The following is a 10,403-nucleotide window of genomic DNA, read 5'->3' as shown; positions in this document are numbered from 1 at the left end:
CTATATGCCCAAGCGGCTCTATGCCCGCTCGCTGATCATCGTCATCGCGCCGATGATCCTGCTGCAATCGGTCGTCGCCTTCGTCTTCATGGAACGTCACTGGGCAACCGTGACGCAGCGCCTGTCGCAGGCCACCGTGCGCGACATCGCCGCCATCATCGACCTGATCGAGACCTATCCGCGCGATGCCGACTACACCAACATAATCCGCATCGCCCAGGACCGCATGCAGCTGAAGGTCGACCTCTTGCCGCCCGACCCACTCCCCGCGCCCGGTCCAAAGCCGTTTTTCTCGATTTTGGATGATGTTCTCTCGTCCGAGATCACCCGCCAGATCAACCGCCCGTTCTGGATCGACACGGTCGGCAACTCCAACATCGTCGAGGTGCGCGTGCAGCTCGAGGGCAAGGTGCTGCGCGTCTTCGTGCGCCGCAGCCAGGCCTATGCCTCGAACACCCACATCTTCCTGATCTGGATGGTCGGCACCTCGCTGGTGCTGCTGATGATCGCCATTCCCTTCCTGCGCAACCAGATCCGGCCGATCCTGATGCTTGCCGAAGCCGCCGAAAGCTTTGGCAAAGGCCGGCCGATGCCGCGCGATTTCCGGCCGCGCGGCGCCGAGGAGGTTCGCCGCGCCGGCTTTGCCTTCATGCAGATGCGCGAGCGCATCGAACGCCAGATCGAACAGCGCACCGCCATGCTGACCGGCGTCAGCCATGACCTCAGAACCATCCTCACTCGCTTCAAGCTGCAGCTGGCGCTTTCCGGCGGCAAGGCCGAGACCAAGGCAGCGCTCGACCAGGACATCGACGACATGCAGTCGATGCTCGAAGGCTATCTGTCCTTTGCCCGCGGCGAAGCTTCGGAAGACGCCGGACGGTTCGATCTCGAGGCCTATTTCGAAAAGCTCGACGAGGAAGCCAGGCTGCGCAAGCGTAAGCTGTCGACGACGCTTGCCGGCGATCACGATGTGCATGTGCGGCCCAATGCCTTTGCCCGGCTGATGTCCAACGTCATCGGCAACGCCTTCCGCTATGCCAAGACGGTGGAGGTCAACGCCACCCATGGCCGCGGCTCGCTGCTGGTCACCATCGATGACGATGGTCCGGGCATTCCCGCCGATCGACGCGAAGACGTGTTCAAGCCTTTCGTGCGGCTCGACGAGGCCCGCAACCTCGATGCCAGCGGCACCGGGCTCGGCCTGTCGATCGCCCGCGACATCGCCCGCTCCCATGGCGGAGACATCACTCTTGAAGACAGCCCGCTCGGCGGACTGCGCGCCATCATCAAGGTTCCGGCATAACCGGGCACGATTCCGAAAAGTGGAAACGGCTTCATCCGCCCGTCATGAAACCATGATCAAGAGCGCGCATGAAGCGCGCGACCTCAATTGATTCGGCCTTGCCGCCTCACTTCGACCCCGTACCTGTCCGGGTGCGCTGGAGCGAAGCGAGAGCAGCAGGCTGGTCGCCGTTCCGGCATCGTCTCAAGGCAACCGTCGACCTTTCAAGCAAAGGGCCGCCATGCGCATACTGATGGTCACCGATGCCTGGCGCCCGCAGGTCAACGGCGTCGTCCACACGCTGGAGCGGCTCACCGAGACGCTGAAGTCCTTCGACGTCGCGGTGGATTTCCTGACGCCCAATATCTTTCGCACCCTGCCCTTGCCGACCTATCCCGACATCAGGCTGGCGCTGACCACGCCCGGCCATGTCGCGCGCCTGATCGACGCCGGCAAGGCCGACCACATCCACATCGTCACCGAAGGACCGCTGGGCATCATGGCGCGGCGCTATTGCCGCAATGCCGGCCGTCCATTCACCACCAGCTATCACACGCGCTTTCCCGAATATCTCAGCGCCCGCCTGCCGGTGCCGGAAAGCTGGGCCTATCGCTGGCTGCGCGATTTCCATAATTCCGGCCAGGGCACGCTGGTCGCCACCCAGTCGCTCGCCGACGACCTTTCCGCGCGCGGCTTCACCAAGCTGCGGCCATGGACGCGCGGCGTCGACACCGACCATTTCCGCCCGGACAGGAAGAAGGACCTCGGCTTCCCCGGCCCGATCTTCCTCTGCGTCGGCCGCGTCGCCATCGAAAAGAACCTGGGTGCTTTCCTCGACCTCGACCTGCCCGGCAGCAAGGTGATCGTCGGCGAAGGCCCCGAGCTTGCCAGGCTGAAGGCGAAATATCCGCAAGCGCATTTCCTCGGCCATCGCCCCAACGACGAACTGGCCGAGATCTATGCCTCGGCCGACGTCTTCGTCTTCCCGAGCCGCACCGACACGTTCGGCAACGTCATCATCGAGGCACTGGCCAGCGGCACGCCGGTTGCCGCCTATCCGGTGACCGGGCCGATCGACATTGTCGGCGATGGTTTTGGCGGCGCGGTCTCCAACGATTTGCGCGAGGCCTCACTCGCCGCGCTCAACGTCGACCATGCCGAAGCCCGCGAACGCGCCATGCGCTACAGCTGGAAGGCCTGTGCGGAAATGTTCCTCGATACGGTCGAGGAAGCACTGGGCACACCGCGAAAGCTGGCGGCCTGATCGTGCTTTTCGTTATCCAAGGGCGAAGCTGACACACCGCCACGGATGACAAAGCGCGGCGACGCACAATCAACCGTTAGTCTGCCACGGCACCTTGTTTCAAAGGGATGTTCGGCATGACGTATTGTGCGACTTCGAAGCCATGACCAAGTCAGAGTGACAACGCAGTTCAGGGCTGCGTAGTCATCCATACTTGAGCCGCGCCGTCATCTCGCCCTCCCAAAGACATGGAGAATCCTTGGCAATTGTCGGCGACTCAAAATTTACCATTTCTACCTACATTGCGGCATGCTCGAAGCAACAGTCAGCAACAAAATCAACAGTTACACGAGCCATTTCATCAGGCCCGAAGGTACCTTGCTGATAGTTCTGCTGGTGGTGGCTTTCTTGCCCGTACTGCTCGTCGACATACCCGCTATGGCAGACTATCCAAATCATCTCGCAAGAATGTCGATCCTGATGCGCGCCGGTACGCCCGAAGCCCATCCCTACTATGAAGCCGCGTGGGCACCCTACCCTAATCTAGCCATGGATCTCGTCGTCCCGTTCGCTGGGCGCTTGATCGGGATCGAGCTGGCATCAAAGCTTTTCTATCTAGTCTCGCAAATGCTGGTCGTCAGCGGGGCAATGGCCGTCGGAGCGGCCGCACAGGGGCGTGTGATCCTCAGCGGCTTCGTCGCTTCGCTCTTCCTCTACGCCATGCCTTTCGCTTTCGGATTCGTGAATTTTGAATTTGGACTGGGAATCGTTCTTTGGTCCATCGCGGTTTGGATTTGGCTTGCGGAAAGACCTTTGCCGCTGCGCCTTGCGATCCACGCCGTCTTCGTCATGGTTCTGTATATCTCTCACCTATTTGCCCTCGGCCTGTATGGCATTGTGGTGGGGCTGTACGAACTCTCCCGCTGGCCAGACCATATTGAGAATTGGAAACGCACGATCTTGCTGGTTGCCGGAATGGCTGCTCCGGTCGTCGCAGTTGGCGCCCTGGCGCTCGCCTACGGCGGCAAAGTGGGTGGCGAAGGAACCGAATGGGCCCTGTCGGCGAAATTGTTGGCGCTGGTTCAAGTCAACGGCTTCAGCAGATACACTTCCTCAGCCGTGACCGTGGTGCTGGTCATTCTCAGTTACCTTGCGGTGAAGCACAGGATGGTGGCGGTCTCTCGCGTCGGCTGCTGGATAGGCTTTGGGCTCTTGTGCCTGTTCATTGTCATGCCGTTTCGCGTTGCGGACACGGCCTTTGTCGACGGGCGCGTCCTTCTGGCGCTTGTTCTGATCCTGCCAGCCTTCGTCACGATCAAGCGTCCGCAAGGCTCGCGTGGAACACTTCTCGTCGCGCTGGCGTTTGGCGCCGGGCTTGCAAACAGTGGCATCGCGATCTGGGCCCAATTGTCGTGCGGCAGCGAATATCGTGCCCTTATGACCGCGTTCGACGCCATTCCAATGGGTTCGCGAATCCTTACCGGCCAGAATGGCCTCCCAGACGACCCGCCAACGAATCTGCTCCTTTATCCAATGTACAATGCTGCCGCGTTGGCCGTAGTCACACGCAATGCACTGATGCCAACGCTGTTCACCTATCCGGGAAAACAGCCGGTGAGGCCCCGGCCGGAAGTGGCAAACCTGACCGTACCGCAAGGCGGGCCTATCCCGATGTCTGAGCTGGAGGCCTACGCCGCCGGTGCTTTACCACCGGTCGAGGCAGCGTATGCAGCGCATTGGACCCGTGACTTTGACTATCTGCTGGTAATCGCGCCGGAGCGCAGCCCGCCACGACACGGCAACCTTGAATTAATCGCCGAAGGCAAACAGTTCAAATTTTACAGAATAAGGAAATTGGTCGACGCGGACAGGAAAAGCGGATGATGTCCGCGCGCGACATTCCTGTCACGACATGGCATGAAATTCATGCTGAAGCATCTGCCGAAAGGATTATCAATCCATCCCGGTTCGCGGGGGATTCCGATCCCCAGTTGAGACCCTAAAACAACCGCCCGCCATCCGGCACCTTACGCTCGATCGCGCCGAGCACCACGGCGCCCTCTTCGTCGGGAAAGCCGAGAGTGAGCACTTCCGACATGAATGGACCGATCTGGCGCGGCGGGAAATTGACCACCGCGAACACCTGCCGGCCGATCAGCGTCTCCGGTGTATAGTATTTGGTGATCTGCGCCGACGATTTCTTGATACCGATGCCGGCGCCGAAATCGATCTTCAGCTTGAACGCGGGCTTGCGCGCTTCGGGAAACGGCTCGGCCTCGACGATCGTGCCGGCGCGGATGTCGACACGATCGAAATCGGCAAAACTGATCTCGGGCTTGCGCTCGGTGTTCGAACTCATCTTGGTCTTGTCTGCCTTAACGGGGACTCAGGCGTTGCCGTAGGTCTCGAACAGCACGCCGGCCAGGGCATCCTTGGCCGAGGTTCCCGACCAGACGACGAACTGGAACGCCTGGAAATAGCATTCGCAGGCTTCCAGCGCCGACGACAGCAACACTTCGACCTGCTGGCTCGACGGCTCGACCCCGCCGGCCAGCAGCAGCGACTGGCGGAACATGATCGCGCCCTCCTGCTCCCAGAGGTCGAAATGGCCAAACAGCATCTGCTCGTTGATCAGCGACAGGAGCCGCATCACTTCCAGCGTGCGGGTCTCCGGCACCTTGATATCGAAGGCGCAGGCCAGGTGCAGCGCCTCGAAATCTTCCATCCACGAAAAGGAGACGTGATAGTCGGTCCAGCTTCCGGCAACCGAGATCGAAATCTCGTCGTCGCCGGCCCGCTCGAAAGACCAGTCGTTGTTGTGGGCCACCTGCTCGATAACATCCACCGGATGGATTTCGCGGGAGAATTCGAGTTCGAGAAGTTCCATGGAATGCTTCCTGTCGTTCTGTACGAGCGCCGCCACACGCTCCGCGGGAGGGCACACACAACGAACAATCTTGTCTAGAACTCGGACGGCCAGGACTTTCTTCGCGCAAAGACGACTTCTCGACGCAAAGACCCCAGACCGGACCCCACCGCCCGGTCGCATGACCCTGCTCCGAATCATGCAACAAATTCAGTCTATTGATCGGGAGTCGCGTGAACAGCCCAATTTTTCGCACTGCGTCATTCGCATGTGGAAAGCCGCTGTCACAAAGATTCATGCAATGCCGTTAAGCGATTCACGGCAAAGCGCTTTTCAGGATCGGGCTATGTGGAAAAGTTTAACGATTATTTTTTTGTGCGCGGCTTGGCGGCCGTCGCTGGTGTGGCGTCGCCGGCCAGTTCTGCAAGCTTCGCCTCGAGCGCCTCGATGCGGGCGGCAAGGCGGGTATTCTCTTCCCGCGCTTTGGCGGCCATCTCGCGCGCGGCTTCGAACTCTTCGCGCTGCACCACGTCCATCGTATTGAGAATGCGCTCGGCCTGCCCCTTGAAGGCGGTCTCCACCTCACGGCGCACGCCCTGGGCGGCGCCGGCGGCGTCGGTCATCAGCTTGGCGAATTCATCGAGAATGCGGTTCGGTCCGGTCGACATGGCAAATCCTCGCGCTTGCACAAAATTGACGTAGTGGCGCCGCGCGTCGAATGCAAGCATGTTGCACCTTGCTGCGGCATCAAGTCGAGTGCGCCCACCTTGCCTTGACCCTGCCAAAACCCTGCCGCATGGTCCGCGCCCAAACACGTTCGCAATCGAGAGTTCCCCGTTGAACGAATATTTCCTGCTGCCGCTGGCCTCCCTGCCCTTCCCCAACATCAACCCGATCCTCATCCAGATCGGGCCGCTGGCGGTGCACTGGTATGGCGTCGGCTATATCGTCGGCATCCTGTTCGCCTGGTGGTATGCCAAGGGGCTCGCCGCCAATGCCAGGCTGTGGCCGAACGGCGTCCTGCCGATGAAGCCGGAGGATCTCGACGACTTCATCGTCTGGGCGGCCATCGGCGTCGTGCTCGGAGGCCGCACCGGCTATGTGCTCTTCTATGATCTGGCGCGCTACATCGCGCACCCGCTCGACATCTTCGCCGTCTGGCAGGGCGGCATGTCGTTCCATGGCGGCCTGCTCGGCGTCATCCTCGCCATGACGCTGTTCTCCATCAAGCGCGGCATCCGCACATGGTCGCTGTTCGATGTCGTGGCGGCCGGCGTGCCGGTCGGCCTTGGCCTGGTGCGCGTCGCCAACTTCATCAATTCCGAACTGTGGGGCCGACCAACCGACGTGCCCTGGGCGTTCGAGTTTCCCAATGGCGGGCCGTTTGCCCGTCATCCGAGCCAGCTTTACGAGGCGCTGCTCGAGGGTGTGGTGCTGTTCCTCGTGCTGCGCATTCTCACCCATTCGCGCCTTAAGCTGAAGACGCCGCGCTTCGTCGGCGGCGCCTTCATCTGCGGCTATGGCCTGTCGCGCATCTTCGTCGAGTTCTTCCGCGAGCCTGACCAGCAGCTCGGCTATCTCCTCGGCACCAACTGGCTGACCATGGGCATGATCCTTTCTACCCCGATGGTGCTGGCCGGCATCTGGGCGATGCTGACCGCCAAGCCGGTGGCACAGCCGCAGCCGGCATGACACGGCTGAAGACCCGCATCGTCGACCTGATCGAGGCCCTTGGGCCGCTTCCCGTCAACGAGTACATGGCGCTGTGCCTGTTCGACCCGGCGGACGGCTACTACACGACGCGCGAGCCCTTTGGTGCGGGCGGCGACTTCGTCACCGCGCCGGAGATCAGCCAGATGTTCGGCGAACTGGTCGCGGTCTGGATGTACCAGGTCTGGGCAGCGAGCGGCCGGCCACTGCCGGTCACCATCGCCGAGATCGGGCCCGGCCGCGGCACGCTGATGAAGGACATGCTGCGCACGCTGTCGCGGCTCGATCCTGACCTGGCCAACGGCGCCACCTTCGCCATGATCGAGACAAGCCCGCGCCTGACCGAGGTGCAAAAAAAGACGCTTGGCGTCACACCCTTCGCGGTTGGCTGGCACGAAACCATCGAGACCTTGCCGCAACAATCGCTGTTCATCGTCGGCAACGAACTGTTCGACGCAGTGCCCATCCGCCAGTTCGTCCGCGCCGGCGCCGGCTGGCGCGAGCGCATGGTCGGCCTCGACGAGACCAACGACCTTTGCTTCTTCGCCGGCGCCGGCTCGGTCGACCCGACGCTGCTGCCCGCCGATGCCGCTGACGCGCCGCAAGGTGCGATCGCCGAAGTGGCACCTGCCCGCACCGCGCTGATGGCAACAATCGCCGAGCGCATATCCAGGCATGGTGGCGCCGGCCTGTTTCTCGACTACGGCCATTTCCAGCCGGGTGTCGGGGACACGCTGCAGGCCTTGCGCAGCCATGATCACGAAGATGTGCTGGCCAATCCCGGTGAGGCCGACCTCACCTCCCACGTCGATTTCGCCGCCCTTGCCGCGATCGCGCGTGCACATGGCCTCGAAGCCCATCTGACGACACAGGGCGATTTCCTGCTCGGCATGGGCATCCTCGAGCGCGCCGGCCGCCTTGGCGCCGATGCCGGCCAGGCGGCGCGCGAAAGGATCGCCGGCGACGTCGAGCGCCTCGCAGGGCCGCAAGCCATGGGCGAGCTGTTCAAGGTGCTTGCGGTGCTGCCTCGCGGCGTGGCGGTTCGGCCCTTTGCCGAGGCGGGTTGACTTTTTACCGCCGCCCCTCCCAATCTCCCGTCCGCGCTTTGCAGCCTGTTCTCGACCAAGCACCTTCTTCTTGACGAAACCGCCCACACGGACAACAACGCCCGCATGCTGAATCAGACCAAACCGGATCCCGTTCGGTCGCCGCTGCTGGACGAGGCGCAGGCACAAGGCATCCGCCACGGCTATTTCACCCGCGTCGGCGGTGTTTCCGGCGGCATCTATCAGGGCCTCAACATCGGCACCGGATCGAATGACGACCAGACGCTGGTTGCCGAGAACCGCGCCCGTGTCGCTGCCTGGATGGGCGTGCCGGCAAGGCATCTGTTGACCGCCTGGCAAATCCATTCGCCCGATGTCGTCATCGCCAGGGAGCCCTTTGCCGGCGAGCGCCCCAAGGCGGACGCCATCGTCACCGACCGGCCGGGCATCGCCATCGGCGCCTCGACCGCCGATTGCGGTCCCGTGCTGTTCGCTGATGCGCAGGCGCGCATCATCGGCGCTGCGCATGCCGGCTGGAAAGGCGCGTTCACCGGCGTGCTCGAAAACACCATCCTGGCGATGGAAAGCCTCGGCGCCCGGCGCCAAAACATCGTCGCCGTGCTAGGCCCCTCCATCGGCCCGCGAAACTACGAGGTCGGCCCGGAATTCGTCGCCCGCTTTGTCGAAGCCGACGCCGAAAACATCCTCTATTTCGCTCCGTCCGCCAATGCCGGCCATGCGATGTTCGACCTCAACCGCTACACGGTTGACCGGCTGGCCAAGGCAGGCGTGACGGCTGAGGGCCTAGACCGCTGCACTTACGCCGAGGAAGGCCTGTTCTACTCCTATCGGCGCACCACGCATCGCAAGGAGCCCGATTACGGCCGGCAGGTTTCGGCAATTGTCTTGGAGAGGGAATAATGGCGCTGCATTTTGAACGATCTGAATTTGACGCGCGGCGCGACCGGCTGATCATCGAGATGGCCGAAAAGAAGCTCGACGCCATCCTGCTGTTCGCGCAGGAAAGCATGTATTGGCTGACCGGCTACGACACGTTCGGCTTCTGCTTCTTCCAGTGCCTGGTGGTCAAGGCCGACGGTTCGATGGTGCTTCTGACCCGCTCGGCCGACCTGCGCCAGGCACGTCAGACCTCGATTATCGACAACATCGTCTTGTGGACCGACCGCAACGGCGCCAATCCCGCGGTCGACCTGCGCAATCTGCTCAACGAACTCGACCTGCTCGGCGCCCGCATTGGTGTCGAATATGACACCCACGGCCTGACCGCCTTCAACGGCCGCCGCCTGGACGAGCAGTTGCAGACCTTCGGCCAGATCGCCGATGCGTCCGGCATTGTCGGCCGGCTGCGCCTGTTCAAGAGCCCGGCCGAGATAGCCAAGGCCGAGAAGGCCGCCAATCTCTCCGACGATGCGCTCGACGCGGCACTGCCGCTGATCAAGCAAGGCGGCGACGAAGCTCTGATCCTGGCCGCCATGCAGGGCGCGATCTTCGCCGGCGGCGGCGACTATCCGGCCAACGAGTTCATCATCGGCTCCGGCGTCGATGCGCTGCTGTGCCGCTACAAGGCCGGCCGCCGCAAGCTCACCAAGAACGACCAGCTGACGCTCGAATGGGCCGGCGTCTTCAACCACTACCATGCGCCGATGATGCGCACGGTGCTGACCGGCAAGGTGTCGAAGCGCCATCAGGAACTGTTCGACGCCGCCCGCGCAGCACTCCTGGCTGTCGAGAAGGCGATTATGCCGGGCAACAGCTTCGGCGACGTCTTCGATGCGCATGCCCGCACCATGGAGGCACACGGCCTGACCAAGCACCGGCTGAACGCCTGCGGCTATTCGGTCGGCGCCCGCTTCACCCCGTCCTGGATGGACATGCCGATGTTCTACCAGGGCAATCCCGAACCGATCGCGCCCAACATGACGCTGTTCGCCCATATGATCATCATGGACTCCGATACCGAGACGGCGATGACGCTTGGCCGCACCTACCTGACCACCGAATCCCAGCCCAGGCCGCTGTCCCGCCATGATCTCGACTTGATCGTAAAGTGAATCCACAGTGGGAGGCGTTCTTCGCCAAGGAGTTAGAAGGCAAATGAGACGATCGCATGTGACGACCGTGTCATTGCTTGTGGCATTGGCTCTTGCTGCCTGCACCAACGCAAAGGACGTGCTCGAACCGTCGGCGATCACCCCGCCGGCGACGTCGACCCAGACGCTGCCCGCAACGTCTGGG

General features: G+C 62.4%; 10 protein-coding genes. 7 read left to right on the top strand and 3 right to left on the bottom strand.

Going from position 1 to position 10,403, the window contains the following annotated elements; translation table 11 throughout:
* From EN914_RS10845 to EN914_RS10835, 3 genes are all read left to right on the top strand, one after another.
* Nucleotides 1-1,303, top strand: a 1,303-nt coding sequence (locus EN914_RS10845; RefSeq protein WP_127389075.1) for an ATP-binding protein, incomplete at its 5' end; no start/stop codon positions are given.
* A gap of 220 nt (nucleotides 1,304-1,523) precedes the next feature.
* Nucleotides 1,524-2,546, top strand: coding sequence for a glycosyltransferase family 1 protein (locus tag EN914_RS10840; RefSeq protein WP_024505624.1), 1,023 nt, complete (start codon nucleotides 1,524-1,526; stop codon nucleotides 2,544-2,546).
* Between the two features lie 288 nt (nucleotides 2,547-2,834).
* A complete protein-coding gene (locus EN914_RS10835; protein ID WP_024505625.1) occupies nucleotides 2,835-4,409 on the top strand; it encodes a hypothetical protein in 1,575 nt (524 codons plus the stop codon).
* 115 nt (nucleotides 4,410-4,524) lie between these two features.
* Here the strand turns inward: EN914_RS10835 and EN914_RS10830 are convergent, their stop codons facing one another.
* The 3 genes from EN914_RS10830 to EN914_RS10820 all read right to left on the bottom strand — a co-directional run bounded on the left by EN914_RS10830 (nucleotide 4,525) and on the right by EN914_RS10820 (nucleotide 6,059).
* Complete coding sequence (locus EN914_RS10830) at nucleotides 4,525-4,884, bottom strand: tRNA-binding protein (RefSeq protein WP_013530010.1); 360 nt, start codon at nucleotides 4,882-4,884, stop codon at nucleotides 4,525-4,527.
* 27 nt (nucleotides 4,885-4,911) lie between these two features.
* The gene (locus tag EN914_RS10825) at nucleotides 4,912-5,412 is read right to left on the bottom strand and encodes a YbjN domain-containing protein (RefSeq protein ID WP_013530009.1); all 501 of its coding nucleotides are present in this window, start codon (nucleotides 5,410-5,412) and stop codon (nucleotides 4,912-4,914) included.
* Between the two features lie 344 nt (nucleotides 5,413-5,756).
* Nucleotides 5,757-6,059, bottom strand: coding sequence for an accessory factor UbiK family protein (locus EN914_RS10820; protein WP_013530008.1), 303 nt, complete (start codon nucleotides 6,057-6,059; stop codon nucleotides 5,757-5,759).
* A 169-nt stretch (nucleotides 6,060-6,228) separates the two neighbouring features.
* Between EN914_RS10820 and lgt the strand changes: the two genes are divergently transcribed.
* The 4 genes from lgt to EN914_RS10800 all read left to right on the top strand — a co-directional run bounded on the left by lgt (nucleotide 6,229) and on the right by EN914_RS10800 (nucleotide 10,219).
* A complete protein-coding gene (gene lgt / locus EN914_RS10815) occupies nucleotides 6,229-7,083 on the top strand; it encodes a prolipoprotein diacylglyceryl transferase (RefSeq protein ID WP_024505626.1) in 855 nt (284 codons plus the stop codon).
* On the top strand, nucleotides 7,080-8,168 hold the full coding sequence (locus EN914_RS10810) for a class I SAM-dependent methyltransferase (protein WP_127389074.1): 1,089 nt from the start codon (nucleotides 7,080-7,082) through the stop codon (nucleotides 8,166-8,168). Before lgt ends, EN914_RS10810 begins: the two co-directional genes overlap by 4 nt.
* Nucleotides 8,169-8,273: 105 nt before the next feature.
* Complete coding sequence (pgeF, locus tag EN914_RS10805; RefSeq protein WP_024505628.1) at nucleotides 8,274-9,068, top strand: peptidoglycan editing factor PgeF; 795 nt, start codon at nucleotides 8,274-8,276, stop codon at nucleotides 9,066-9,068.
* Entirely contained in the window at nucleotides 9,068-10,219 is a 1,152-nt protein-coding gene (locus tag EN914_RS10800) for a Xaa-Pro peptidase family protein (protein ID WP_024505629.1), read from the top strand. The genes pgeF and EN914_RS10800 overlap by 1 nt, the downstream gene beginning before the upstream one ends.
* The last annotated feature ends 184 nt before the right edge of the window (nucleotides 10,220-10,403 follow it).

The sequence above is a fragment of the Mesorhizobium sp. M7A.F.Ca.CA.001.08.2.1 genome (genome assembly GCF_003998455.1).
GTDB lineage: Bacteria > Pseudomonadota > Alphaproteobacteria > Rhizobiales > Rhizobiaceae > Mesorhizobium > Mesorhizobium ciceri.
The sequence above is the reverse complement of the archived record's forward strand: the minus strand, read 5'-3'. Positions and strand labels throughout refer to the sequence as shown.

Excerpts from the sequence above, each read along its gene's own strand:
- EN914_RS10840 (WP_024505624.1), top strand. The coding sequence starts at position 1,524 with ATGCGCATACTGATGGTCACCGATGCCTGGCGCCCGCAGGTCAACGGC.
- EN914_RS10835 (WP_024505625.1), top strand. The coding sequence starts at position 2,835 with ATGCTCGAAGCAACAGTCAGCAACAAAATCAACAGTTACACGAGCCAT.
- EN914_RS10830 (WP_013530010.1), bottom strand. The coding sequence starts at position 4,884 with ATGAGTTCGAACACCGAGCGCAAGCCCGAGATCAGTTTTGCCGATTTC.
- EN914_RS10825 (WP_013530009.1), bottom strand. The coding sequence starts at position 5,412 with ATGGAACTTCTCGAACTCGAATTCTCCCGCGAAATCCATCCGGTGGAT.
- EN914_RS10820 (WP_013530008.1), bottom strand. The coding sequence starts at position 6,059 with ATGTCGACCGGACCGAACCGCATTCTCGATGAATTCGCCAAGCTGATG.
- EN914_RS10810 (WP_127389074.1), top strand. The coding sequence starts at position 7,080 with ATGACACGGCTGAAGACCCGCATCGTCGACCTGATCGAGGCCCTTGGG.
- pgeF (WP_024505628.1), top strand. The coding sequence starts at position 8,274 with ATGCTGAATCAGACCAAACCGGATCCCGTTCGGTCGCCGCTGCTGGAC.
- EN914_RS10800 (WP_024505629.1), top strand. The coding sequence starts at position 9,068 with ATGGCGCTGCATTTTGAACGATCTGAATTTGACGCGCGGCGCGACCGG.